This is a genomic window from Sphaerisporangium sp. NBC_01403 (assembly GCF_045040145.1).
Classification (GTDB): Bacteria; Actinomycetota; Actinomycetes; order Streptosporangiales; family Streptosporangiaceae; genus Sphaerisporangium; species Sphaerisporangium viridialbum.
Map to the genome: position 1 here is coordinate 7,111,885 of NZ_CP109534.1, position 25,989 is coordinate 7,137,873.

The following is a 25,989-nucleotide window of genomic DNA, read 5'->3' on the forward strand; positions in this document are numbered from 1 at the left end:
ACGTAGGGCCCCACCGGCACGCGCGCGGTTGTGTGACGGCGCGAACCACAACGCGCGCGGCACCCAGCCAAACGTGAAAGCCCGGACCCCGCACCCATGAGGCGAGGGGGGTCCGCGGGAGGTGGAGAGTTCTCCGATGACCCAGACAACGGCCGGTCGGCCGACCAGTGAACCGGCGCAGAGGAAGCAGCGGGCCCAGATCAAGGCCCGCACGCTGCGCACGGACCGATGGTGGTTGGCCCCGGCTATCACCTTCGCGGCGCTCGCGTCGTTCCTTGTCTACGGACTGTGGGCGATCTTCGACAAAAGCTATTTCGTCGAGCCGTACATCGCCCCGTTCTCGTCGCCCTGTCTCGCGACGTCCTGTCCCGAGGGGGCGCGGTTCCTCGGGCTCGCACCGTTCGGCGACTGGTGGACGCTGCCGCCCGGCATCCTGATCCTCGGCCTGCCGGCCGGGTTCCGGTTCACCTGCTACTACTACCGCAAGGGCTACTACCGCGCCTTCTGGCTCTCGCCGCCGGCGTGTTCCGTGGCCGAGCCGCACAAGAAGTACACCGGTGAGACCCGCCTGCCGCTGATCCTGCAGAACGTCCACCGCTACTTCTTCTACGGCGCCATCCTCATCGCCGCGGTGCTGACCTGGGACGCGGTTCTCGCGCTGCGCGACGCGCACGGCAACTGGGGTCACTTCGGCCTCGGCACCGCCATCCTGTGGATCAACGTGGTGCTGATCTGGGCGTACACGTTGAGCTGCCACTCCTGCCGCCACATCACGGCAGGACGGCTCAACCACTTCTCCAAGCACCCCGTGCGCTACAAGGCGTGGACCTTCGTCTCGAAGCTCAACTCCAGGCACATGCTCCTGGCCTGGCTGTCCATGTACTCCGTCATGCTGGCGGACCTCTACGTGCGGCTCGTCGCCAAGGGCATCATCAACTTCCCGTTCGCTTAAGGATCACTAGTGGAAATCGAGCGTCACGAATACGACGTCGTCGTCATCGGAGCGGGCGGCGCCGGACTCCGGGCGGCAATCGAGGCCCGGCAGCAGGGGAAGCGCACCGCCATCGTCTGCAAGTCCCTGTTCGGCAAGGCCCACACGGTCATGGCCGAGGGCGGGGCCGCCGCGGCCATGGGCAACGTCAATCCCGACGACAACTGGATGGTGCACTTCCGTGACACCATGCGCGGCGGGAAATTCCTCAACAACTGGCGGATGGCCGAGCTGCACGCCAAGGAGGCCCCCGACCGCGTCTGGGAGCTGGAGGCCTGGGGCGCGCTGTTCGACCGCACCAAGGACGGCAAGATCAGCCAGCGCAACTTCGGCGGCCACGAGTACCCCCGGCTCGCCCACGTCGGCGACCGTACGGGCCTGGAGCTGATCCGCACCCTCCAGCAGAGGGTCGTCGCCCTCCAGCAGGAGGACGAGAAGCTGCACGGCGACCCCGAGGCGTACATCAAGGTCTTCGCCGAGTGCACGATCACCCAGCTGCTCAAGGAGGGCCCCACCGAGGACGCCGCCATCAGCGGGGCCTTCGGCTACTGGCGCGAGACCGGGCGTCTCATCTGCTTCGACGCGCCCGCGATCGTCCTCGCCACCGGCGGCATCGGCAAGTCCTACACCGTGACCTCCAACTCCTGGGAGTACACCGGTGACGGGCACGCGCTCGCGCTGCTCGCCGGGGCGAAGCTGATCAACATGGAGTTCATCCAGTTCCACCCGACGGGCATGGTCTGGCCGCCGTCCGTGCGCGGCATCCTGGTCACCGAGTCCGTACGCGGTGACGGCGGGGTGCTGCGCAACTCCGAGGGCAAGCGGTTCATGTTCGACTACATCCCCGAGGTGTTCAAGGACAAGTACGCCACCACCGAGGAGGAGGGCGACCGCTGGTACAACGACCAGGCCAACAACCGCCGCCCTCCGGAGCTGCTGCCGCGTGACGAGGTCGCCCGGGCGATCAACTCCGAGGTGAAGGCCGGGCGCAACTCCCCGCACGGCGGCGTGTTCCTGGACGTGTCGAGCCGGCTTCCCGCCGCCGAGATCGTCAAGCGGCTGCCCTCGATGCACCACCAGTTCAAGGAGCTGGCCGACGTCGACATCACGGCCGAGCCCATGGAGGTCGGTCCGACCTGCCACTACATCATGGGCGGCGTGGAGGTGGACGCCGACACCGCCGCCTCGTCGGTGCCGGGCCTGTTCGCGGCCGGTGAGGTCTCGGGCGGCATGCACGGCTCCAACCGCCTCGGCGGCAACTCGCTCTCCGACCTGCTGGTGTTCGGCCGCCGCGCGGGCGCGGGGGCCGCCGAGTACGTCGACGGGCTCGCCGCCCGGCCGGTCACGGCCGAGGAGACGCTGAAGAGCGCCGAGATCGAGGCCATGGCCCCCCTCTCGCGGACGGGCGGGGAGAACCCGTACGAGGTCCACCACGAGCTCCAGCGCACGATGAACGAGCTCGTCGGGATCATCCGCAAGGCCGAGGAGGTCAAGGAGGCCCTGGAGGTCGTCGAGAAGCTCAAGGAGCGGGCCTCCAACGCCGGGGCGCCCGGCGGGCGCATCTACAACCCGGGATGGCACCTCGCCATCGACCTGCGCAACATGCTGCTGGTCTCCGAGTGCGTCGCCCGCGCGGCGCTGATCCGCGAGGAGAGCCGCGGCGGGCACACCCGCGACGACTTCCCCGGCATGTCGGCGGAGTGGCGGCGCAAGCTGCTGCGGTGCGGGCTCACCCCGGACGGCGAGGTCACGATCGAGGAGAAGCACCAGCCTCCCATGCGGGAGGACCTGATCACGTTGTTCGACCGGGCGGAGCTCAGCAAGTACGTCACAGCCGACGAGCTGACGGACTTCGACGCGCTCGTTAAGGAGTCCTGATGGGTTACAAGGCCAAGTTCCGCATCTGGCGCGGCGAAGGCGGCGAGGGCAAGCTTGAGGACTTCGTCGTCGAGGTGAACGAGGGCGAGGTCGTCCTCGACGCCATCCACAGGCTGCAGGCCACGCAGACCCCCGACCTCGCGGTCCGGTGGAACTGCAAGGCCGGCAAGTGCGGCTCCTGTTCGATGGAGATCAACGGCAAGCCCCGGCTCGGCTGCATGACGCGCATGTCGACGTTCGAGGAAGACGAGACGATCACCGTCACCCCGATGCGCACGTTCCCCGTCATCAAGGACCTCGTCACGGACGTGTCGTTCAACTACCAGAAGGCCAGGGAGATCCCGTCCTTCACCCCGCCGGACAACGTCAAGCCCGGCGAGTACCGCATGCAGCAGATCGACGTCGAGCGGTCCCAGGAGTTCCGCAAGTGCATCGAGTGCTTCATGTGCAACAACGTCTGCCACGTGATCCGCGACCACGAGGAGAACAAGGCGGCCTTCGCCGGCCCGCGCTTCCTCATGCGCATCGCCGAGCTGGACATGCACCCGTACGACGTGGCCGACCGCAAGGACTCCGCGCAGGAGGAGCACGGTCTCGGCTACTGCAACATCACCAAGTGCTGCACCGAGGTCTGCCCCGAGCACATCAAGATCACTGACAACGCGCTGATCCCGATGAAGGAGCGCGTGGTCGACCGGAAGTACGACCCGCTGGTCTGGCTCGGCAACAAGATCTTCAAGCGCTCGGGCTCGTCGAGCTCGTCGGGCTCCAAGACCGGCTAGACCCCGGACGTGGTGACGGGCCGCTGACCGCGGACACGACGGTCGGCGGCCCGTATGCGTTGAGGGACGCCCGGCGGACGATCACGGTCTCCGCAGGCGGGAGCGGACGCGAGCGGCCGTACGGCGGCCCTGCGTGCGGGAGAGCACCCGATTCGGCCGCCCTGCGTGCCGGAGAGCACCCGAGCGGCCGTACGGCGGCCTCGTGCGCGGCCGTACGGCGTCTCAGGAGGAGCCGCGGCGGAAGCGGCCCAGGAGGCCCCGGCCGGGCTTGCCGCCCGGCAGAGGGGCCTGCAGCGTCGCCTGCTCCCCGCCCGCCGGAGGCGGGTTCACCCCGGCCGGCGGCTCGCCGGGAAGCGGCTCGCCGGGAAGCGGCTGACCGCTGGATGCCTGGAAGGTCGCGGGAGAGTCGCCGAGGTACTCGACGTCCTCCCTGCGGGGCCACGGCTCGGAGGGGCCCGCCGCGAGCGGGAGCGGCCCGCTCAGGCCCTGCTCGTACGCGACGCCGTACCCCTGCGGGTCCTGCGGGCCGCCGGGGAAGCCCTGCACCGGCACGAAGCTGATGATGGGCGCGTACGCCGTGCCCCCGTGGTAGATCGGGTAGCCCGGCATGGGATAGGGGCCGGGGACGTCGTCGCGGTGCTGGCCCGGCGAGCGGGGCCCGGCCCTGCGGACCGCCGCCGCGTGCGCCGTGCGCCGGATCCTGCCCTCGAAGATCAGCACGCCCAGCATCACGAGGACGGCCAGCAGCACCCCGGGGACGGCGAGCCTCCTGCTCAGCTCCATCTGGTTGTACTCGGGGGACGCGTTGCGGATCTCGATGGGCACCGAGTCGGGCGTCGGCTCCTCGAAGGAGGGGCTCGGCTCGGAGGTCTCCGACGGCGTGGGCGTCGGGGTGACCAGCGCGAGCGAGACCTGGGGCTCGGGCGCCACGTCCGCCGGAGGCTGGCTCGTGGGCACGAGCGGCTCGCTGGACGGGATCACCGGCGCGCTGGTCGGCGGGGGCTCCACCGACGTCGGCGGCGGCTCGATGGGGGAGGTCTTCGTCGCCGTCGGCTTGGGCGTCTTCGACGCCTTGGCGGGCGGCTTCGGGTTCACCGTCTTCGTGTGGGTGACCGTCGGGTCGGGGCTCGTCGTGATGGTGACCGTGACCGTCGGCTCAGGCTGCGGCGACTGGTCGGTGCCCGGGTCATCGGTGATGGTCGGGTCCCTGGGCTCGATCTGCGTGGGGTCGGCCATCGCGACCTGCGCGGCGTCCGCCCGGGAGGCCGTCAGCGGCGCCGTCGCGAGCAGGACGACGCCGGTGAGACCCATCGATGCCACCACTGCGGACACGGCCGTCACACGCACGCGTCCGCTCACCGCTGCCCTCCAGCTTGCCACTCTTGCCGATCAAACTAGAGCACATCCTAGTTGGGCAAAAGTAACAGTAAAGGACGTTCAGCGACACCGATCCATCTAGTGCAGGAATTTCCGGGAAGCCCGCCTGCGCCGGAACTTCATCTGCAGCGCCAGCGCGCCGAGCAACAGGCCTACCGCGGCCACGGCCGCGGGCAACCCCCGCACCACTTCAAGGTCGTCCTGCTCCGTGCCAGCCACGAGGTTCGGGTTCCCGGGGCGCATCTCCTGAGGAAGCGGCGCCCCCATCGCCGGGGCCTGCGGCGGGACCGCCCCGGGCACCTGGCCGGGTGCCGCCGCCTGACCGGGGAACGGCGCCTGACCGGGGAAGGGCGCCTGGCCCGGGATCGGCTGCCCGGGGACGGGCTGCTGGCCGGGGACCGCGCCCGGAACGGGCGGCTGGATGCCGGGAGCCAGCACGGTGCCCGGCACCGGGCTGGGCGCCGGGGCCGGTACCGGCGCGGGCGGCATGACGGCCGCCGGAGGCATCTGGATCGCGCCGCCCAGAGGCGCCACCGGCGGACCCTGGACGGGCGCGGGGACCGGCCCCTGAAGCGGCATCGGCGCCGGGAACGGGATCGCGGGGGGCGGCACCGCTGCCTTCGCGGGCTTGGCCGGGGCGCCGGGCGCCGGGTGCGGGATCGCGGGCGACGCCTTGAGCCTGCCCGCCGGAAGCCGGGACGCTCCGGGGATCGCCTGCGCGGAGTCCGGGCGCGACTTCGGGGTGGCGCCCTGGTCATGGGCGCCGACGGGCACGGAAGCCGGGCCGGTCAGGTCGACGACCCGCTCCGCCGGTCGCGGGGTGCTCTCGAGCAGGCTCTCGGGGGACGTCGCGGCGTCCGCGGGCGGCTGGGCGGCACCCGCGGAGCCGGTCGGGGCCGCCGGAAGGGTCAGGTCCTTGACGTTGTCGGCGTCCCTGGGGCCGTCGATGTCCTTCACCAGCGTCTCGGGCGGGGCGGCGTCACCGATCTTCGGAAGAGGGCCGCCGATGCCCAGCGGCAGGGGGTACTCCCCGATCTGCGGCCTCGGGGCCTCGCCCTTCACGATGTCCCCCTGCGAGACGTCCCCCCTGGGGGCGCTCTCCTTCGGGGCGTTCTCCTTGGACGCGTTGCCCTTGGGGTCGTTGCCCTTGGGCTTGTTGTCCTTGGGAGCGTTCTCCTTGGGGTCGTTGCCCTTGGGGTCGTTGCCCTTGGGCTCGTTGTCCTTCGGGGCGTTGTCCTTCGGGGCGTTGTCCTTCGGGGCGTTGTCCTTCGGGGCGTTGTCCTTCGGGGCGTTGTCCTTCGGGGCGTTGGCCTTGGGGGCGGTCTCTTTCGAGGCGTCCGAGGGCCCGGACGGTCCCGCCAGGGTGATGCCCGGCGACTCCGGCGCGGCGATTCCCTCGCCCGCGGCCGGACCCGCGCCGATGGCGGGCTCTCCCGGCTCGCCCTGCTGGATCGATCCGGGGCCGAGCCCCTGGATCTCGCCTTCGTTCCGGGACTTGAAGTCGGGCGCGCCCGGATCCGGCTCGGGGCCCCGGGTGCCGGGCGGGCCGTCCAGGTTGATCTTGACGTCCGCCATCCGGCGGATCCACTGCACGCCGCCCGGGTCGCGCATCTGGGCGACGGCGGTGACGCCGACCTCGCCCGCCTGGCGCGGAACCCTCAGCGCGACGTCCACCGTCCTGGTGCCCGAGACGTCGCCGAACTCGCACGTCTCCGGGCGCGAGGCCGGCTTCACGGGCATGTCGGCGACGTCGTCGCAGCCGACCGAGGCCAGCGCGTCCCTCGGAGTGGCCGCCACCGCCAGGCGCGCGCCCTCGGCCGGGCCTTCCAGCCTGACCCGGAAGTGCAGCAGGTCGCCCTCGCGAATCGGCTTGTCCTGCCGTCCCTGATCGCGCACGGGCACCAGGCGCACGCTGAGCTGGGCGCCATCGGCCGTATCCGGCGGCTCCACGGAGCCGCGCTCCGCCGCCGTCGCGGCGAGAGAGGTACCCCCGCCTCCCAGAGCCAGCGCTCCAACGCCGACTACGGACACCACATGGGCACGTCGCCACCAACCGGCCACTGCAGATCCCCGTCCCCCGATACGGTGCGAGACAAACTCGTCACGCTGTGTAGCTGTTATCTCACACCGTGCCGGGCCTCAACCCTCAGGGATCAGATCTTGTACAGCCCGCACAATGGGCAGGTCAGCAGGTAGCCAAGGGATGTCGAAGAGCTCGTCAGGGCCGAGCCAGCGCAGCGCCAAGTGCTCGTGGGGGTGCGGAACGCCCGAGATGAGCCGTGCGAGCCAGACGCGCATCACGTACCCGGGACTGAGCGGCCAGTCGCCGCCGATGCGGTCCCCCACCTCGATCGCGACGCCGAGCTCCTCCTGACACTCCCGGATCAGCGCCGCGTGGTCGCTCTCACCCGGGTCGACCTTGCCGCCGGGGAACTCCCAGCCCCCTGCCATCTCCGGCGGCCCGGCACGCTGGGCGGCCAGGAGCCTGCCCCCCTCGACGATGGCCGCCGCGACAACAATCTTCTCCATGCGGGTAAAGACTAAGGAGTCTCTCCCCGGTCTCGCTCCTGGACGCATCGAGAATGCGGCAAGTGCGCGGAATGACCCGATCTAGGGGAGGCCCAGCTGCTTGAGTTGCCCGATGACCGTCGGGTTCTGGAGCGGGCGGGTGTAGCCGACGATGTTGGGCCGGTCGCGGTACGTCGTCATCTTGATCGGCCCGCACAGGGTGCACCGGGCCTCCACCATCTTGCCGGGCGAGACGACCATGCCCACATGCCCGGGACTGCTGGAGGACGTGCCGGGCCCCGCGTTGAAGAAGACCAGGTCACCCGGCTGCTCCGAGCCCTTGGCGACCTTCGCGCCGAACGGCCACTGGCCGAAGGTCGTGCGCGGGATCGACAGCCCGGCCGCGCGGTAGGCCATGTAGATGATGCCCGAGCAGTCGAAGGCGTCCGGGCCCGTGCCGCCCCAGCGGTACGGCTTGCCGCGCTGGGCCAGGGCGTACGCGAGGATCTTGCGCACGATGTCGGTCGGCGCCGCCTCCACGATGGGCGCGTCGCAGGCCGGATCGGCCTCCGGGGGCAGCTCCAGCGTGCCGTCGGAGGCGTACCGCCTGGCGATCACCAGCACCTGCTCGACGTACCACATCGCATGGTTGTAGACGAAGAGCGCCCGCTTGAGGTCGGCGGGGGCGCCGTTGCGCTTGAGCATCTTGGCCGCGCCGAGGATCGCGTCGGCCGGGTTGTAGACGTCGGCCCAGCCGTCGCCGTCGCCGTCCGACGCGTACCCGCTGAACTTCGACGGGATCTTGATCTTGGCCTTGCCGCCCCAGGTGCTGATCAGGAACTGCATGGGACCCGCGGCTCCGGCGTAGTTCGTACCGCTCTTGACCCCGGTCAGGCTGGAACGGCCGTGGTCGGTCTCGCGCTTGCCGACCGCGGCGAGCACGGTCCACTGGACCCCGGTCTTCTTGCCCCACTTCTTGTACAGCTCAAGGTAGTCAGGCGGGATGTCCGACTGAGCGGTGGTGGAGACGTTCGTCACCTTGGTGACCGTGTCCGTGCAGTCGCCGCCGGCCGTGCTGCCGCCGCCGAGGAACGAGGGGAACGTGCTCATCAGCATCGGCGCCATGATCAGAGTGACCAGCACGACCCCGGCCAGCCCGATGAGGAGCGCTATGCGCACGCGGGAGGTCACTGCGTGGTCCCGTCGCCGGTGTCCCCGTCCTGGCCCGCGTCGGCGCGCTGCATGTCGAACACCCGCCACTCGGTGCCGATCTGGGTGAGAGTGATCGCGTAGTCGGTGCTGCGCTCCTGCGACCCGCTCTTGGCGGTGATGTGCTGGATGGCGGTGACCACGAACACGATCGAGCCATCGGAGATGTTCCTGATGGTCTTCAACCGCGCCGATCCCTGGGACACGACCTCATCGGCGCGGTTCTGGTCCACCGTGGCCGGCGTGGTGACGTCCCGGGCGAGGCTCGCGCCCATCTCGACCGTGGTGAACCCCTTCAGCCGCTCGGCGAAGGACGCGGGGTCCTCGTCGAACCGGTACGTCGCGTAGGAGACCGCGAACCGCTGGGCCACGTCGGCGGCCATGGCGATCTGCTCCTTGGGAACCGGGAGGAACCTGTAGATGTCGAACGCGCCGGGGCTCACCGCCGGAGCCGGCGACGTTCCCGTCTGCGGCGGTGCGGTGGGGGTCGAGACCGCCGCAGTCCTCGGAGGACCGCCGTCCTGCGACCCGCCCGAGGCGGGCCGCATGGACAGGTAGATGCCGACGGCCGCCAGTGCGACGACCACACCGGCGAAGACGAGCCCTCGCCGGTCGTTGACCTGCACCATCGTCAGTCCTTGTCGCGGTCGGCCGGTCGGAGCCAGAACGGCGACTGCTCGGCCTCACCGCGTCCGGAGTCGGAGCGCGGGGGCAGCCAGAGCGGCGGGGCCTCGCCGGACCCCGAGCGCCCGCCCCCGGAGGACGACCGGCCGCCTCCGGACAGCCAGCCGGACGACCCGCCCGACGAACTGCCCGAGGAGCCGTTAGACCGGCTGGACGAGCCGCCGAACAGGCTTCCCGACGAACCGCCCGAAGAACGGCCCGACGACCTCCCGGAGGAACCCGAGGACCCGCTGGACGACCCGCCTGACGAACGCGCCGACGAGCCGCCGGAGGAACGTCCCGACGAACCGCCGCCGCCCGACACGCCCCGGGGCCCGCCGGCCGTGGAGCGCGGAGCCCTCGGCGCCGCCCCCTCGGAACGGCGGGAGCCACCCGAAGAGCCGCCGGACGACCCGCCCGAGGAGCCGGACCGTGAGGCCCACCCGCCACCGGACCTGCCGCCGAACCAGCTACCCGACGAACCGCCGCCTCCCGCGCCCGTCCCGGCGGCGGTGCCTGTGCTGGTGCCGGTGCGGGTCGCGGGGCGCGGGCTCGGGGCGCCGGGTCCCGCGCCGCCGGGACGGCCGGAGCCGCCCATGCGGCCGGAGAGGTTGAGCGGCGGCGCGGCCCCGGGACGCGGGACCGCGGTGCCGCGCCCGGTCGCCTTGCGCCGGAGCCCCGCCTGCCCGTCGGCGTCCAGCGGGGCGGGCTGGGCACCCACCGGCACGCGCGTGCCGGACTGCTGCGTGGCTCCCGGGGTGACCTCCTCGCCCCTGACCCGGCCCTGGGCCACCGAGGAGGCGGTCGCCGCCGCGGCGCCTCCGGCCGCCATGGCCGCCGCGTTGATGACCGGCTCGGCCTTGCGCAGGCCCCAGCGGCCCATGCGCGCCGCGGCCACCGGCGGCAGGGCGTTCGCGGCGCGGGACAGGGTCGGCGCGGAGGCCGCCTCGCCGAGCATCCGCGTGGCCAGCGTGTGCCCGTCCATGGAGGAGAACAGGTGCTGGAAGGGCCGGCGGTAGAAGAACACCGCGATCGTCAGCAGCGCGATGAACATGATCTGCATGCCCCACGGGAGGTTCGTGGAGATGATCAAGGCGTAGCCGTACACGAGCACGCCGAGCACCAATGCGAGCACGGCCTGGCGGAGCAGCGTGCCGACCAGCATCTCGACCCAGCGCATGGCGATGATGCGCCCCGAGCCGGGGTGGACGCCGATCAGCAGGAACACCGGCCCGAGGATCAGCAGCAGCAGGAAGCCGATCTTGAGCGCGATGAGCGACACCGCCACCAGGAAGATCAGCACACCCGTGACCATGGCCGCCATGAGGGCGCCGATCGCGATGCCGAGCCTGCTCGTCCAGTCTTTGCCCTGGAAGAGGAAGAACATCGGGGTGTTCTCCAGCGGCTTGGCGACCTCCTCCTCGAACCTCGCCTGATGGGAGCCCGAGCTGGGCTTCTGGCCCGAACGCTGCTCCTGGACGTCGGTCGCCTGGATGTCCAGGGTCTTGGCGCCGAACGTGCGGACGATCGCGGCGTTGGGGTCGGCGGTGCCGAACTCGCCCATCAGCCAGGGCTTGCAGACGAGCGTGGACCACAGCGCGTCGGCGTTCTGGGCGACGCCCGGGGTGCCGCTCTGGCCGTAGCCGCCCGGGCCCGCCTTGGCGTTCGTCTCGCCCTTGGCCGGCAGGCAGGACGCGCCGCCGGCCCCGGGCAGCCCGCTGAACGCCGAGTTGACGATCTCGCCGGTCTTGTCGGTCACCGTCTTACCGAGGCCGGTGAAGTCGCCCGGACGGCTGAAGAACCACACGGCGACCGTGACGGCGAGGATCATCCAGATCACGCCCTCGGCCGTCGTGCTGGCACGCTTGCGGATCAGGCCGTACCACGCCAGCCACACGGCCCCGAGCAGGATGATCACCCGCAGGTACGGCCAGTACATGGCGTTGGCGAGGTTGGTGACGATGTCGTCGACCATGTCCTTGATCGACTGGAGCGGTCCCTCGGTGGCGGCCGCCTGGTAAGTCGTGATCGTCATCCGGTCGATGGCCTTGGCCCAGGAGAAGACCGTGTTGGCCCACGCGTTGCCGAGGACCGCCGCCACGTCGTTGCAGCCGAGGCCGTAGGTGTGCCAGAACTGCCCGGCCATGCCATAACGGTCGTAGTTGGTCAGCGGCTCCGCCACGTCCTTGCCGGACGTCGTGGTACCGGTGGTCGCGGAGTACGCGTCCGGCGACGTCGTGTCGCCCAGGCCCGCCGTGCCCGTCGCGCCCGTACCCGGCGCAGGGTCGGGTGGCGGCGGCTTGACGAGCCCGTCGACGCCACCGCCGACGATCTCGGGTGCGAGGTCCGGTGACAGGTCACACGGCCCGGCGGCGCCGGCCACGGTCGGGGAGAACGCGATCGGCACCACCAGAACGCTCGCGAGGATCGCGAGGACCACAACGACCTTGCGCCGCAACCGTCTCATGCGCTCGCTCCACTCGCGCGCCCCAGAGGCGCCCTCGGTCCACGGTGCCTTCCACGCTGCTCGTCATGCCGCCTGTCGCGGTGCTCGTGACGTCTCATGACCGCACCTCCTGCGCAGTCCCCGGCCTGCTTGCCCGCCCACGAGGATCATGCACGCTCTCGTCGGGTTTGTCGTGGGTCGGATTGGTGTCCAGCCAACGCAGCAGTTCCTCGGAGATGAGGTCCACCCCTATACGGCCCGCCCGGCCGTCCAGATCGCGGAAGATGCATTCACCGTTGCCCAGAGCCCGCAGCGCGGCCTTGTGCTCCTCGGACGGCTCCACGCCGAGCAACGCCATCACGTGGTCGACCTCGACGCGCTCGGTCGAGCGGAAGGCGAACACCGAGGACAGGCAGTTCGTGACCTGCTCGTTCAGCAGGTCACCGGCGTTCTGGGAGACCAGCACCAGCGCGGTGTTCCTGGAACGGCCCATGCGCGAGACCTCCGGCACGAGCTTGGCGCCCTCGGGCGTCGAGGTGATCGCCCAGGCCTCGTCCAGGAAGATCGCCTTGGGCGCGCGACGGTCGAGGCCGTTCATGAGCCGCCGGGCGAACTGCGACACCAGGTAGAGCAGCGCGACCGAGAGGCGCTGCTCGTAGGAGTAGTCGTCGCGCGCCGTGGCGACGTCGGGAAGGGTCAGCCCGCCGAGGGTGAACACCGTGGTCCAGCCCTCGGTGTCGACCTGCTCGCCGCCGGAGGGGTCGAAGCACAACCGGGCCAGGTGCATCTCGGCCATCGAGCGCAGCACCGCGCCGAGGTTCCTGGAGGCCGGGTCCTCGGCCTCCTCCAGGTGGTCGACGACCTTGCCGAGCGACGGATCGGGCGCGTTGGACACCGTGGACACGGCCTGGATCATCGCCGACTCGCGCTCCTCCGACATGCGCGGGAGCAGCAGCCGCAGGGTCTCGGTCGCCATGGTCTTCTTGGCCGCGATGTCGTCGCCGAAGGAGAACGGGTCGAGCAGGCCGGGGGCCGCCGAGCCCAGCGGGATGATGCGCGCCTTGCGCCCGCGGTTCTGCAGGAGCTGGACCAGCGACTCGGCGTCGCCCTTGGGGTCGATGACCGCGACGGTGACCCCGCGCAGCGCCATCTGGTAGATGAGCAGCAGCGCGAGCGTGGTCTTGCCGCCACCGGGCTCGCCGGTGATGGCGATGGCGGTCGGCCGGTTGCGCGTCGCGGCCACCAGCGGATCGAAGTGGACGATCGACCGCGCACGCCCGAGGGTCTCCCCGATGTACGGCCCGGCCCACCCGGCACCGCTCTCGTCGATGCGGTCGCCGAGGTCCACCGTGGCCGTGGCCATGCCGCCCGCGATCGTGCGCAGCGGCTGCCGCTGGGCGTAGGCGTTGACGCGCACGCGCTCGCCGGGCAGCGCCTCGCAGAACAGCGAGAACTGGTCGCCCGTGGAGTTGACGATGTCGATGCCCATGTCGCGGTAGTGCTCCACGACGGCCTCGACGCGCTGCACGCACATCTCCTCGGTCGGCGCGGCCACGATCAGCCGGTGCCAGCCGTACACGAAGGGCAGCCGCTCCTTCGTGATGCCGTGCTCCAGCATGCGAGCCGCGTCGATCTGCTCGGCCAGCGCGATGGGTGCCTCCGCACCGGCCTCACGGATGTGGATGTCCATGTCACGGGCGTGCGCGAGCTTGCGCGCGACGTCCTTGCTCGCCTTGACCGGGGGGATCAAGCGCATCCGCGAGCTGACTTCCACCGGAAACGGTAATTGGTCGATGAAGTGCAGCCACGGCTCCCCGTCGGGGAACGGCATCAGGTCGGGGAACCTGGCGAACGACAGGTGCGCGACGTAGGAGTCGCCCGCGGGCTGCTCGATGCGCAGGAGCGACCTGCCGTTGTGGATCTGGCCTTCGACCAGCGACTCGACCTCGCCCTTGCCCCACCGCCTGGACGGGGTCGCCGACGACGGCGGGTCGCCGAGCGAGCCCGAGGCCGCGTGGCGGAACAGCCAGGCGATCTCGCCGGAGGAGGCGTGGCGGGCGTACAGGGCGCTGGAGCCGAGGGCCCGCCCGAGGCGCTCGGCCTGGTCGGTCCACTTGCTGATCTCGTTGTCGGGGACGTGGTCGTCCTCCAGGCCCAGGGTCTTCTCGCTGCGCTGGTAGAAGCCGAAGAGCTGGGCGAGCACCCCCGTGCCGAGCTGCGCGCCGCGCGGCCCGAGCCGCACCCCGAGGTAGACCTCCTTCGACCAGAAGTCCTTCGCCCAGACGTGGCGGTACATGTCCTCCAGGTAGTCGCGCCAGCCGTCCCCCTCGTCGGAGGTGGAGTTGAGCGCCATGGCCCAGTCGGCGGCGGGATAGGCCCGGTGGGCGACCCGCAGGTGCACCTCGGCGTCGGTCATGCGGATGGCGGCGAGGGCGATGGTGATGTTGGTGGCCAGGGCCTCCCGCTCCTCGGCGGTGACGAACTCATAGCTCACCGTCGGAAGCCGGAAATATGCCCATGCCGATGAGTCGGTGAGGAGGATCCGGTCGTCGAAATAGCGAACGGCCAGCCTGCTCCTCGACCGCGACGTTCTCGCCATCAGCCGGCCCGCCCCCCGCGCTGGGCACGCTCCCTGGTCACTGGGCCACTTCCTCCTCGCTCGGGCGGCTCGCCGCCGCCAGCCCGCTTGCCACGACTCCCGCGAGGGCGACGTACGCCCTGCGGCCTCCGGCCCGGAGATGGGTCAGCTGGGCGTGGCCGGGCTGCCCGGGGGCCAGCTCGTCCTCCCAGGGGACGCGGACGATCGCACGGCAACGGCCGCGGGCCACGGCCTCCGCCTGCTCCACACCGCCCATGCTCCGCCGGCTCACGCCGTTGATCACCATGATCGCCCGCCGGCGCAGCTCGGTCGACCCGTGCCCGTCGAGCCAGTCGAAGGTCATGGCCACCGCGTCGGGGGCGTCCTCGCTGGCGGGGGCCACCAGGATCAGCTGGTCGGCGTACGGCAGCATGCGCGCCGCCACGGCCGCGGCGGGGTCCACCAGGATCAGCCGGTAGTGGCGGTCGAGCACCCGCATGGCCTGCGCCAGCCGCTGGTCGGAGAAGAGGCCCTGGTCGGCGAGCCGGCGGGCCGCCGCGGTGTCGGCGTCGGAGGCGACGACCTCCAGACCCGACTCGCACCGGGTGGTGTACGCCCGCATGCTGAGATAGCCGCTCACGCCGTCCAGCCCTGACAGCAGGGAGGTCAGCGTCTCGGGCGAGTCCGCCGGGATGCGGCCGGTCAGCGTGTGGTCTCCGGTGTTCGCGTCGACGGCGATGACGCGGTCCTCGCGGTAACGGGCGAGGGTGTGGCCCAGCATCAGCGTGGTCGTGGTCTGCCCCGCGCCGCCGGTGCAGCCGAGCACGACGATGCGGCGGCTGCCGGTGAGCACCGTGCGCGCCCTCGCCTCGTCGGTCTCGATGCCGTCGTTGCGGCTCGGACCGCCGCCCCCGACCACCACCTGGGCGAGACGCCGCCAGCCTCCGGTCTGGTCACGGCCCACGACGGACTCGACGCGACGCACGCGCGGCTCGTCGCCCGTACGGGGAACCGGCACGGGCACGGACGGCGCGGCCGGATCGGCGGTCGTGCCGGGCCCCGGCACCGCCCGGATGGACAGCGGCGGCGCCCCGTGCTCACCCGCCGCCGGCCGCACCGGACTCCTCGGCACCGCCGGCTTGGGCTTGGAGACGGACTGGACGGGGCCCGTGGTCAGGGGCTTGGGCGCGGTCTGGCCCGGGTCCGCAGGGACGGGCGTCTCCGGCGTGCGCGACGGGGACACCGGCCAGACCGTACGAGCCTCGGGCAACCGGGTGTACGCGGCCGGGCGCGGCGGCTGTCCCTTGCGGTGCTGCTCGCGCAGCTCCGTCTCCGCATCGGGGTCGCCCCCCACGGACGAGACACCCGCGATCCCCGCATGTCCCTCCGTCGCGTGGCCCGCAGCCTCCGGAGTGGCGGCCTCGGGCTCGGGGGTGGCGGATTCAAGCTGTGGCGTATGAAGCTCCGGCTCCGGAATGGCGGCCTGAGGCTTGGGCGTCGCGGGCCCGCGACTCTCCGCGGACGCTGCGGGCCCGCGGCTCTCGGCGGACGCCGCGAGCCTGCGCAGGCGGCGCAGCGCCTCGGTGCCGATCGGAGCCACAGGCTGCGTGGCCCTGTGGGTCTCCGCGGTCGCGGGCTCCTGAACCGGCGGACCGGCCTGCGTGGCGGACAGGCCCCCCTGGGTGGACCTCGACGCCGGGACGTCGGGGGTTTGCTCCGGCCCCGATGCCGGGAGCTCGGCGATGCGGCCGGCCTTGGGCCGCGGGATGTCGGTGACGCGGTCCGGGGTGGGCCTTGGGGGTTCGAGGGCCCGGGCGGGAGCGGGCACGGAGGCGTCGGGCGACGAGGACGTGCCGGGCGGGAGCCCGGGGGCCGAGTGGGTGGCCACGGCGCCCCAGGTGAGACGTGGCCGCTCGGTCAACCGCAGTGGAGCCTCGGTCACGCGGGCGGGAGCCTCGGCGGCGCGGACCGGGGTCTCGGTCGCACGAACCGGAGTCTCGGTCACGCGGACCGGAGTCTCGGCGGCGCGGACCGGGGTCTCGGCGGCGCGGACCGGGGTCTCGGCGGCGCGGACCGGGGTCTCGGTCACGCGGACGGGAGTCTCGGTCGCGCGGACCGGGGTCTCGGTCACGCGGAGGGGGGGCTCGGCCGTGGGCAGGGTGGTCACGGCCGCCGCGGCGGCGGCCACGGCGGGACGTACCTCGCCGGGGACGACCGCGCCCCTGCGGGCGCCCGCCTTGACGGATGGGAGCTGCCGCGCGGGGCCCCAGGCCTCCAGCGGCCTGCGCCGGGGCGCAGTGTGCCTGGGCTTCGCCCTGGTGCCGCGCCGCGCCCGGGAGGCGGACTTCGCGGTGTCGGCGGACACGAGGAGCGCGGCCTGCGGAGCCGACCTCCAAACCCGCGCGGTGAACGTGATCTCGTCGGGCTCGTCGACCGGCGCCAGGCGGCACCAGGCCTTCGGCTCGCCGAGGTAGCGGACCTGGGACTGGAGCAGCTCGTTGAGCCGCTTGCTCTCGATCACCGGCCGCGTCGACAGCCAGGTCACGATGCCGGGCGGCACGAGGTAGAGCACGTGCCACGGCGCGTCGAAGGGGATCCTGACGAGCATCAGAAGGATCGACCATGGGACCAGCACGCCCACGAACACACCGATCCAGACGATCGGAAGCGGCATCGGCAGCCGAAGGTCGTACAGCTTGTAGAGCCGCTTCTCAATCCGCCAGATATTGGTATAGGTAGGCAGGTCCACCCGATCCTCCTCTCCCTGTCACGGCCTTCCGGTGGCGCTCACTTGATGCCGAGCGCCCCCGCGATCGCCCTGGCCGTCACCTCGATGACGTTGGGCACATAGAAGATCACACCGATCGCGACCGCCAGAATGATGAACTGGACGAATCTGGTGATCTCCCGCGTGAAGAGGAAGAAGATCGCGACGACGGAGACCACGACAAGGAACAGGGGCGCGAAGAACTTCCGCAGGAAGTCCGCGAGGCCCGCGGTGTTCACCCCGCCGGACGGCGGCGCCGACGGCGTCACCAGCTCCAGCGAGTGCTCCACGATGGTTTTCAGAATCAACTTTCGTCCTCCTGCTCATGGTCGCGCTGGCCGGTCCTCGGACCGGTCCGGGTTGTCGCGCTCCCTTTGCCGCTCCCTCGCTCCCATCGCCGCCCGGCCTCACCCCGCGGACCGGGTCGCACCGCGAATGTTCTTGATGTACCAGTTGTCGCCCTGCTTCTCCACGAGGAGCCGGTACGCCTGCTCCAGTCCGGCCGCCTGCACGGACGGATCGGTGTTCGTGGCCGCGGGCGACGGGGTGGCGCCCGTGGGGAGGCCCCACACGACCACCGCGGTGATCTCGCGGCTGGTGCCGCCGGGGGGAGCACTGACGCTCTTGAGCTCGGCCAGCGTGACGTTGCCGTCGAAGCCGTCGAGCGTCACGCCTTGGGCGACGTAACGCTGGAGCTGCGTGGCGTCACCCGCGGCGTAGGCCTTGAAGAAGCCTTCGAGCTGCGGTCGGAGCTCGCTCTCAGCGGTGTCGTCGTGCTCCACCTGCGGGAGCTGGGGCAGGCCGGCGGGACCTCCGGCCGGCAGCAGGGCGGGCTGGCCGGAGACCACGAACTTGCCGTCGGAGTAGTAAACCGGCACGGAAAGCTTCCAGCGTTGCGCACCGGATTGGGCGAAAACGGTCACAATGGCATTTTGCGCGTCAGTGACCTCGATGCCGGAGAACTGGTACGCACCCGCTGACATGCGGCCGAGCCCATTCCAGCCGAACTGGCGCTCGGCGCCTTCGGGAAGAAAAGGCTTCAGGCGCTCGGCCCTGTCGTCGGGCTTGGAACCGTCGAAACTCAAATAGGCCGCCGCGAACTGGCCGGCGAAGGCCGCGGCGTCGGCCGTGGGGAACCCGGAGGTCGTGGGGCTCGCGGACGTGCCCGTGGGCTCATTGCCCTGGGCCATGCGCTCGATGGGCGCGCGGACGCCGTTGACGACGATCACGATGATCACGGCCCACAGCACGGCCCTGCCCGTCCACACCAGCCAACGCCCGCCCCCACCGGACCATCCGCCGCGGCGGGGTGCGTTGCGTCCCCGAACCGGCATGTGCTCAGGGCCTTGATCGTAGGGCGACGGAGGGTACGCGGAATGCTCGGGTTCGCCAGAGGTCCGCAGACCTTGCTGGACGTTTGACCTGCGAGCCATCACGCCTCCGCTCGCGCCGATCCCCCCGGCTGACGCGCTGTTGTCTTACTGTCGATCCTGTTATCCATGGTGAAGTATTCACTTTAGCCGCCCCACCAATTGTTCCAGGAAAGCCACGCCCATGCTGCAGGCATCCACGTAGCAGACCAAGTCGGTCTTCCTCCGGTTTCAGGAACGCGTCCGCAGAGTTCACGCAGGACACAGGGCCCGTGTTCGCCGGTGAGCCACGAGTGACACCCGCATGAAAATCCGCATTACGGACAAAGCTCGCACCAGATGGGAAACGACTTGCATTGCCGGCATAATCCCTGCTCACGCAGGTGAACGGACCGCGCGCGCCGATCCGCGAAGGCCTCTCGGTGGAAACGGTGGAGAAGGCGTCGGGCTCGGCCGGGAGGCAGCGAACCGTCCGCACGCACCGGCCTCCCTTCCGCCAGGCTGCTCGTGCGAGTCGGCGCACGGCGGCCACGTCAACGGCCGTCGACCCCGGCGGGGCACACAACCGACCCAAACACTGGAGATTACGCGCGGCGGGAAGCCCCGCTCGATTACCTGACAGCCAGGCATTGCTATCCGCAGGTCCCAGGGTCACGCACCGGCGAGCGCGTTTGGTGACGGCCTCTCCGGCGCGGCAGTGGCGCGCCGGAGGCGGTCGTACGTGCCGAAGACGGTCAGACGTTGAAGCGGAACTCCACGACGTCGCCGTCGCGCATCACGTAGTCCTTGCCCTCGATGCGGGCCTTGCCCGCGGACCTCGCCGCGGCCAGCGACCCTGCCTCGACCAGGTCGGCGAAGGAGGTGACCTCGGCCTTGATGAAGCCGCGCTGGAAGTCGGTGTGGATGACGCCCGCCGCCTCCGGGGCCGTGGCGCCCTTGCGGATGGTCCAGGCCCTGCTCTCCTTGGGACCGGCCGTGAGGTAGGTCTGCAGGCCCAGGGTCTCGAAGCCCACGCGGGCGAGCTGGGTCAGGCCGGACTCCTCCTGGCCGACCGACTGGAGCAGCTCCAGCGCCTCGTCGTCCGGCAGCTCGACCAGCTCGGACTCGATCTTCGCGTCCAGGAACACCGCCTCGGCCGGGGCCACCAGCTCCGACAGCCGGGCGCGCAGGGCCTCGTCGGTGAGCTCGTCCGCGTCGAGGTTGAAGACGTACAGGAACGGCTTGGCCGTCAGCAGGTGCAGCTCGCGCAGGTCGGCGAGGTCCACGCCCGAGGCGTAGAGGGTGGTGCCGCCGTCGAGGATCTTGGAGGCGGCCTCCGCCGCTTCGAGGACGCCCTTGCGGTCCTTGTTGAACTTCGACTCCTTGGCGAGCCTCGGCAGGGCCTTCTCGATCGTCTGGAGGTCGGCGAGTATGAGCTCGGTGTTGATCGTCTCGATGTCGCGCCGGGGGGAGATCTCGCCGTCGACGTGGGTGACGTCGGGGTCGGTGAACACCCGGATCACCTGGCAGATCGCGTCGGTCTCACGGATGTTGGCCAGGAACTGGTTGCCCCGCCCCTGCCCCTCGGAGGCGCCCTTGACCAGGCCCGCGATGTCGACGAACTCGACCTTCGCCGGGAGGATCTTGGCGGAACCGAAGATCTCGGCCAGCTTGCCCAGCCGGGAGTCGGGCACGCCGACGATCCCCACGTTGGGCTCGATGGTGGCGAACGGGTAGTTCGCCGCGAGAGCGTTGCCGCTCTTGGTCAACGCGTTGAAAAGCGTGGACTTGCCGACGTTGGGCAGGCCGACGATGCCGATGCTCAGGCTCACGTTCGCCGAGTTTACGGTGCCCCGGCTGTACGCCGGACACGCGCGGGGGCCGCGCGACTGGAATCATGCGGGAGGTGGACGTCATGGCACTCGCCTTCCAACTCGCCGTGGGGCTGGCCGCGGGGCTGGTCATCGGCTTCGTCCTCGGCCGGTCCCGGGCGACGGCCCGGGCATCCGAGGCCGAGGGCAGGGTCGCGCTGGCCGAGGCGAGGGCCCAGGCATCCGAGGACAAGGTCGCCTACGTCGAGGAGCAGATGACCCGGCACTTCCAGTCGCTGTCCACACGGGCCCTGGACGTCAACAACCTGCGCTTCCTCGAACTGGCCGAGAGCCGGTTCGCCGCCTCGCGCGCCGACGCCGCGGGCGACCTGGAGCAGCGCAGGCAGGCCGTCGAGAACCTCGTCGCCCCGCTGAGAGAGACCCTGGCCAAGGTGCAGGACCAGCTTCGCGACAGCGAGACGGGCAACCGCGTCGCCCAGGCCGAGCTGGGCAAGCAGATGGAGTTCGTGCGGCACAGCTCCGAGCAGCTCAAGACCCAGACGACCGCCCTGGTCAGGGCACTGCGGCGGCCGGAGGCGCGCGGGCGCTGGGGAGAGCTGCAGCTCCGCAGGGTCGCCGAGATCGCCGGCATGGCGAGGTTCTGCGACTTCGACGAGCAGGCGAGCGCGGTGACCTCCGACGGGGTCGTACGGCCCGACATGGTGGTCCGCCTCGCGGGCGGCAAGAACATCATCGTGGACTCCAAGGTGTCGCTCGCGGCCTACCTGGAGGCCGCGGAGGCCGGCGAGAGCGACATGCAGGAGGTGCGGCTCGACGCCCACGCCCGCCACGTGCGCGACCACGTCGACAGGCTGGCCGCCAAGGCGTACTGGCAGGCGTTCAGCCCGGCCCCCGAGTTCGTCGTGCTGTTCATCCCCGGGGAGGCGTTCCTGGCCCCCGCGCTGGAGCGCGACCCGGGCCTGCTCGAGTACGCCATGAACAAGCGGGTCCACATCGCCACCCCGACCACGCTGATCACCATGCTGCGCACCGCCCAGTACGCCTGGCAGCAGGAGGCGCTGAGCGAGAACGCCCGCGCGGTCTTCGACCTCGGCAAGGAGCTGTACGAGCGGCTCGGCGCCATGGGCCGCAACGTCGACGCGGTGGGTAAGGCGCTGAGCCGGGCGGTCGTGGCGTACAACAAGACGGTCGGCTCGCTGGAGAGCCGCGTGCTGGTGAGCGCCCGCAAGCTGAACGACCTCGGCCTGGTGGACGGGCCGCTCCCCCAGCCGGACCTCGTCGAGGACCTGCCCAGGCGACCTTCCATGCCCGAACTGGTCGGCGAGGACCTCGATCGGGAGCCGCTCGGACAGGCGGGGGCAGAGACCCCGCAACCCCACGGTGAAGAGACGGCAAGCCCGTTCCCGGCCCCGCCTCTGAACGGTAAGTTGGCGCAAGACTTGTCGTAGGGCCAGCCTGCCGGCCGCGAGGCCGCCGACCAGGCTCGGAGGGGGCGACAGTGGTGACAAAGGAGCAAGCGCGACCGGGCGTCAGGCTGACCGCCCGGGGTGCCATGGCGCTCATTTTCGTGATCACGCTCCTGTCGGAGGTGACCGGGTCGACGGTGATCGTCGGCCTCGTCTTCTCCGTCGCCTGCCTGGCCGCCGTCTTCCTCGTCCAACCACGCGATCTGCTGTCCCTCGTGGTGACGCCCCCTCTGATCTTCTTCGTCGCCACCTTCATCAGCGCCGTCCTCGGCGCGTTCGGGGCACCGTCGATAGTGCAGGCGCTGGGCCTCGGCCTGGTCACGAAGCTGTCGGCGGCGGCGCCCTGGCTGTTCGGAGGCGCGGCGCTGGTGCTCGCCGCCGCGTGGTTCCGCGGCCTTCCCGCGAACGTCAGCGAGCTCCGCGCCGACCTTCGCGCGAGCCGTCCCGCCGCCGCCTCCAAGCGAAAGCAGCCGGGCGACGACCAGGCCTTCGCTCCTGAGCCCGAGGGCTACTTCGAGCCTCGCGTGTACGGATCCCCGAGGGAGCAGAACGACTGACCCCCGCGTCAGGCCGCCGATCCCCCCTCGATCTTGCCGTGCCGTCCGCGAACCGAGCGTGGAGCCGAAACATGCAGTTGCTGAGCCTGCTCTGGAAGAAACACCTGCTGGCGATCATCCGGGGCGGCGATCCCGAGGCGTCGTTCCGTACCGCCTGCGTGCTCGCGGAGGAGGGCGTCGACGTGATGGAGGTCTCGCTCACCGGCACCGACTCACTCGCGGTCGTCGGCAGGATCCACGCGGCGCTCGGTGACCGGGTCGTCCTAGGGTCGGGGACGGTCCTGACGCGGGCCGATGCCGACGGCGCGCGGGAGGCGGGCGCGCGGTTCCTGGTGACCCCGGCCATGTGCGAGGGCGCGGCGCGCGGCGTCGAGCTCGGCATCCCGACCCTGATCGGGGCGTTGACGCCGACCGAGGTGTGGGCGGCCTCGGAGGCGGGCGCGACCGCGGTCAAGGTCTTCCCCGCCTCGGCGCACGGCCCTTCCTACATCGCCCGGCTGCGTGAGCCCTTCCCCCGCGTGCCGCTGATCCCGGTGGGGGGCGTGCGGGCCGACCAGGTGGGGGCCTACCTCGACGCGGGGGCGGTGGCCGTCGGCGTCGGCTCCCCGCTCATCGGCGACGCGGCCGACGGCGGCGACCCCGCGGCGCTGCGCGAGCGGGCCAGGCGCTTCCGCCGGTCCCTGCCGTACGGCGAAGCCCTGCCGTGACCCCCGCAACTCAGGCGACCCCCGTGACCACCGTGACCGCCTCGACCCCCGCTGCTCAGGCGACCCCGTGACCGCCGAGACCCCCGCGACTCCCCAGGTTCCGGACGGCCGCGCGGGCCAGGCGTCCGCGTGCGTGGCCGAGGTGGCCGTACGGCTGCGCGCCGAGCGGGCGCGGGTGATCGCCGTGGACGGGCCTTCCGGGTCCGGCAAGACGACGCTGGGCGGCGCGCTCGCGGTCGAACTGGAGGCCGCCCTGGTGCACATGGACGACCTCTACCCCGGCTGGGACGGCCTGCGGGGCGGCGTCGACCGGCTCGTGGAGTGGATCCTGCGCCCGCTGGCCGGAGGGACGCCCGCCCGCTGGCGGCGCTACGACTGGACGCTCGGGGCGTACGCCGAGTGGCGCGAGCTGCCCCCCTCGGACGTCGTGATCGTCGAGGGGGTCGGAGCCGGAGCGGTGGCCACGGCGCCGTACCTGTCGTTCCTGGTCTGGACCGAGGCGCCGCTCGCCGTGCGGAAGGCGAGGGCGCTCAGCCGGGACGGCGAGGCCTACCGCCCGCACTGGGAGCGCTGGGCACGCCAGGAACGGGCCTACTTCGCCGCCGACGACGTGCGGGCCCGCGCCGACGCGGTCATCGACACCGGCCCCGAGGCGGGCCCGTGGCGCACGAGCGGCTGACCTTCGCGGGGTCAGCGGGTGGCGGCTCGGAGGTCGCGGCGGAGCTCGTGGGGCAGGGCGAAGCGGACGCTCTCGGCGACCGACTCGACCTCCTCGACGTCACCGAAGCCGTGCCCGGCCAGACGGGCCAGCACCGCCTCGACGAGCTCCTCGGGCACCGAGGCGCCGCTGGTCACGCCCACCGTGGTCACGCCGTCGAGCCACTCGTCCTTGATGAAGGAGGCGTTGTCCACGAGGTAGGAGGCGTCGGCCCCGGCGTCCTTCGCGACCTCGACGAGGCGCTTGGAGTTCGAGGAGTTGGTGGAGCCGACGACGATGACCAGCTGCGACTCGCGGGCGATCTCCTTGACCGCGATCTGGCGGTTCTGCGTGGCGTAGCAGATGTCGTCGCTCGGGGGGTCGATGAGGTTGGGGAAGCGCTCCTTGAGCCGGGTGACCGTCTCGTTGGTCTCGTCGACCGACAGCGTGGTCTGGGAGAGCCAGACGAGCCGCTCGGGGTCGCGCACCTGGACGCCGTCGACTCCGTCGAGACCGTCGACGAGCTGGATGTTGTCGGGGGCCTCGCCCGCGGTGCCCTCGACCTCCTCGTGGCCCTCGTGGCCGATGAGCAGGATGTCGTAGTCGCTGGCGGCGAACCGCTTGGCCTCGTTGTGCACCTTGGTGACCAGCGGGCAGGTGGCGTCGATGGTCTTCAGCGACCGCCGGGCGGCCTCGTCGTGGACGGCGGGGGCGACGCCGTGGGCGGAGAAGACGACGATCGCGCCCTCGGGCACCTCGTCGGTCTCCTCGACGAAGATCGCGCCACGCTCCTCCAGCGTCTTGACGACGTGGGTGTTGTGGACGATCTGCTTGCGGACGTAGATTGGCGCGCCGTACCGCTCCAGAGCCTTCTCGACCGCCTGGACTGCGCGGTCGACGCCCGCGCAGTAACCGCGCGGCTTGGCCACCAGGACACGACGGGGCGTGGAGGTCTCCGGAATCATGTCCTCAATGCTATGCGCTCGTGGATTCCTTGCCAGCCTCATGCTCGGCATCCGTAAACACGCACCGTTTATCTGGTTTCCTATGCTTGAGGGAGTGTGCGACGGCCCTGTCCGTCCTCCCCTTGTCCTCATGCGGCACAGTCCGGCGAGACTGGTCGTCCAATATCAGACCCTCTAGGGAGCCGGCATGTCAGTGACCGACATCGTCCGCACCATAGCCAAGACCGTCACCCATCCGCGCGAGTTGAAGGAGAAGGCCAAGGACCTGCCCCTCAACGTGCTGCAGACCGCGCTCACCGGGGTCGGCCAGGCCCTGATGCTGGGCGACCGCATCCGCACGGGCATCAAGCGGCTGCTGAGCGAGGACGACAGGGCGGCCTCCGAGGTGCGGGCGGCCGGTGGCCCGGCGTCGCCCGTCGTGGCCGGGGAGCGCGAGGAGAAGCCCGCCAGGCGCGAGCCGGTCATCTTCGCCCCCCGTCCGAGCACACCGGCTGACAGCCTGAACGGGTCCACGCCGAAGGCCGAGTCCACCGTGACCGTCCCGCCCACGGCTCCGGCCCCCCAGCTGAGGCCCGCGCCCGCCGCGACCCCCGAGGCCGCCCCGGCCGCGAAGCCCGAGGCCACGACGAAGCCCGAAGCCGCTCCGGCCGCGAAGCCCGAGGCCACGACGAAGCCCGAAGCCGCCCCGGCCGCGAAGCCGGAAGCCGCCGCCGCGCCGAAGGCCGAGGCCGAGCCGGTGGCCAAGCCCAAGCCCAAGGCGGAGCCGGTAGCGAAGCCCAAGGCCGCCTCCGCGACGGCCAAGGCCAAGGCGGCCACCGCCGAGCCGAAGCCCCGTACGAGGAAGCCCAGGGCCGCGACGGGCAAGCCGGCCGACGCCGCCCGCAACGGCACCGCGCCCGAGGCTGCGACCGCGCCGCAGATCCCCGCCGCCGCGACCACGCCGTCCACGCCGTCCACGCCGTCCACGCCGTCAGCGGGCCCCGCGTCCTCCCCCGCCGGCACGACCTCGACGCTCGCCGAGCCCCTCCCCGGCTACTCCGACCTCACCATGGCGTCGCTGCGCGCCCGGCTGCGGGGCAAGTCCGCCGACCAGATCAGGTCGCTCATCGAGTACGAGCGGAAGACCTCGGACAGGGACGACATCGTCCAGATGTACGCCAAGCGCCTCGCCAAGCTCGAAGCAGGGGAATAGCCCCGGATGGTTTGTAGGCTGCCCG

Annotated in this window: 20 protein-coding genes; 8 read left to right on the top strand and 12 right to left on the bottom strand. The window is 71.3% G+C overall.

Annotated features, from left to right (window positions below):
* The first annotated feature begins 136 nt into the window (after positions 1–136).
* Genes OG589_RS31765 through OG589_RS31775 form a run of 3 tightly spaced genes read left to right on the top strand, consistent with a single transcriptional unit; the run spans position 137 to position 3,651 of the window.
* Positions 137–952 carry a hypothetical protein gene (locus tag OG589_RS31765; RefSeq protein ID WP_405141673.1) on the top strand — a complete coding sequence of 272 codons (816 nt, stop codon included), beginning with the start codon at positions 137–139 and terminating at the stop codon, positions 950–952.
* A gap of 9 nt (positions 953–961) precedes the next feature.
* Entirely contained in the window at positions 962–2,869 is a 1,908-nt protein-coding gene (locus OG589_RS31770; RefSeq protein WP_405141675.1) for a fumarate reductase/succinate dehydrogenase flavoprotein subunit, read from the top strand.
* Positions 2,869–3,651 carry a succinate dehydrogenase/fumarate reductase iron-sulfur subunit gene (locus OG589_RS31775; protein ID WP_405141676.1) on the top strand — a complete coding sequence of 261 codons (783 nt, stop codon included), beginning with the start codon at positions 2,869–2,871 and terminating at the stop codon, positions 3,649–3,651. Before OG589_RS31770 ends, OG589_RS31775 begins: the two co-directional genes overlap by 1 nt.
* 222 nt (positions 3,652–3,873) lie before the next feature.
* Here OG589_RS31775 and OG589_RS31780 read toward each other — a convergent pair whose 3' ends face one another.
* The 11 genes from OG589_RS31780 to ychF all read right to left on the bottom strand — a co-directional run bounded on the left by OG589_RS31780 (position 3,874) and on the right by ychF (position 20,380).
* Entirely contained in the window at positions 3,874–4,962 is a 1,089-nt protein-coding gene (locus tag OG589_RS31780) for a hypothetical protein (RefSeq protein WP_405141678.1), read from the bottom strand.
* A gap of 144 nt (positions 4,963–5,106) precedes the next feature.
* Positions 5,107–6,978, bottom strand: coding sequence for a hypothetical protein (locus OG589_RS31785; protein WP_405141679.1), 1,872 nt, complete (start codon positions 6,976–6,978; stop codon positions 5,107–5,109).
* Between the two features lie 189 nt (positions 6,979–7,167).
* Positions 7,168–7,557 carry a (deoxy)nucleoside triphosphate pyrophosphohydrolase gene (locus tag OG589_RS31790; RefSeq protein WP_405141681.1) on the bottom strand — a complete coding sequence of 130 codons (390 nt, stop codon included), beginning with the start codon at positions 7,555–7,557 and terminating at the stop codon, positions 7,168–7,170.
* Positions 7,558–7,638: 81 nt separating this feature from the next.
* On the bottom strand, positions 7,639–8,727 hold the full coding sequence (locus tag OG589_RS31795) for an NlpC/P60 family protein (protein ID WP_405141683.1): 1,089 nt from the start codon (positions 8,725–8,727) through the stop codon (positions 7,639–7,641).
* Positions 8,724–9,374, bottom strand: a complete 651-nt coding sequence (locus OG589_RS31800; RefSeq protein WP_405141685.1) for a hypothetical protein — start codon at positions 9,372–9,374, stop codon at positions 8,724–8,726. Before OG589_RS31800 ends, OG589_RS31795 begins: the two co-directional genes overlap by 4 nt.
* A 2-nt stretch (positions 9,375–9,376) precedes the next feature.
* Positions 9,377–11,875 (bottom strand): hypothetical protein, encoded by a 2,499-nt coding sequence (locus OG589_RS31805; RefSeq protein WP_405141687.1) that lies wholly within the window; start codon positions 11,873–11,875, stop codon positions 9,377–9,379.
* Between the two features lie 94 nt (positions 11,876–11,969).
* Entirely contained in the window at positions 11,970–14,453 is a 2,484-nt protein-coding gene (locus OG589_RS31810; RefSeq protein ID WP_405141688.1) for an ATP-binding protein, read from the bottom strand.
* A 37-nt stretch (positions 14,454–14,490) separates the two neighbouring features.
* Positions 14,491–17,181 (bottom strand): TcpE family conjugal transfer membrane protein, encoded by a 2,691-nt coding sequence (locus tag OG589_RS31815; RefSeq protein WP_405141690.1) that lies wholly within the window; start codon positions 17,179–17,181, stop codon positions 14,491–14,493.
* A 38-nt stretch (positions 17,182–17,219) separates the two neighbouring features.
* Positions 17,220–17,507, bottom strand: coding sequence for a hypothetical protein (locus OG589_RS31820; protein WP_405141692.1), 288 nt, complete (start codon positions 17,505–17,507; stop codon positions 17,220–17,222).
* Positions 17,508–17,606: 99 nt separating this feature from the next.
* A complete protein-coding gene (locus OG589_RS31825) occupies positions 17,607–18,533 on the bottom strand; it encodes a conjugal transfer protein (RefSeq protein WP_405141693.1) in 927 nt (308 codons plus the stop codon).
* Between the two features lie 770 nt (positions 18,534–19,303).
* Entirely contained in the window at positions 19,304–20,380 is a 1,077-nt protein-coding gene (ychF, locus tag OG589_RS31830) for a redox-regulated ATPase YchF (RefSeq protein WP_405141694.1), read from the bottom strand.
* 83 nt (positions 20,381–20,463) lie between these two features.
* Between ychF and rmuC the strand changes: the two genes are divergently transcribed.
* The 4 genes from rmuC (at position 20,464) to OG589_RS31850 (ending at position 23,789) form a co-directional block, all read left to right on the top strand.
* Complete coding sequence (rmuC, locus tag OG589_RS31835) at positions 20,464–21,828, top strand: DNA recombination protein RmuC (protein WP_405141695.1); 1,365 nt, start codon at positions 20,464–20,466, stop codon at positions 21,826–21,828.
* A gap of 104 nt (positions 21,829–21,932) precedes the next feature.
* Positions 21,933–22,403 carry a DUF6542 domain-containing protein gene (locus OG589_RS31840; protein ID WP_405141696.1) on the top strand — a complete coding sequence of 157 codons (471 nt, stop codon included), beginning with the start codon at positions 21,933–21,935 and terminating at the stop codon, positions 22,401–22,403.
* A 71-nt stretch (positions 22,404–22,474) separates the two neighbouring features.
* On the top strand, positions 22,475–23,110 hold the full coding sequence (locus OG589_RS31845; RefSeq protein ID WP_405141697.1) for a bifunctional 4-hydroxy-2-oxoglutarate aldolase/2-dehydro-3-deoxy-phosphogluconate aldolase: 636 nt from the start codon (positions 22,475–22,477) through the stop codon (positions 23,108–23,110).
* Positions 23,111–23,177: 67 nt separating this feature from the next.
* Complete coding sequence (locus tag OG589_RS31850) at positions 23,178–23,789, top strand: hypothetical protein (protein ID WP_405141699.1); 612 nt, start codon at positions 23,178–23,180, stop codon at positions 23,787–23,789.
* 11 nt (positions 23,790–23,800) lie between these two features.
* Here the strand turns inward: OG589_RS31850 and OG589_RS31855 are convergent, their stop codons facing one another.
* Positions 23,801–24,772, bottom strand: a complete 972-nt coding sequence (locus OG589_RS31855; protein WP_405141700.1) for a 4-hydroxy-3-methylbut-2-enyl diphosphate reductase — start codon at positions 24,770–24,772, stop codon at positions 23,801–23,803.
* A gap of 187 nt (positions 24,773–24,959) precedes the next feature.
* Between OG589_RS31855 and OG589_RS31860 the strand changes: the two genes are divergently transcribed.
* Complete coding sequence (locus OG589_RS31860; RefSeq protein ID WP_405141702.1) at positions 24,960–25,964, top strand: hypothetical protein; 1,005 nt, start codon at positions 24,960–24,962, stop codon at positions 25,962–25,964.
* The last annotated feature ends 25 nt before the right edge of the window (positions 25,965–25,989 follow it).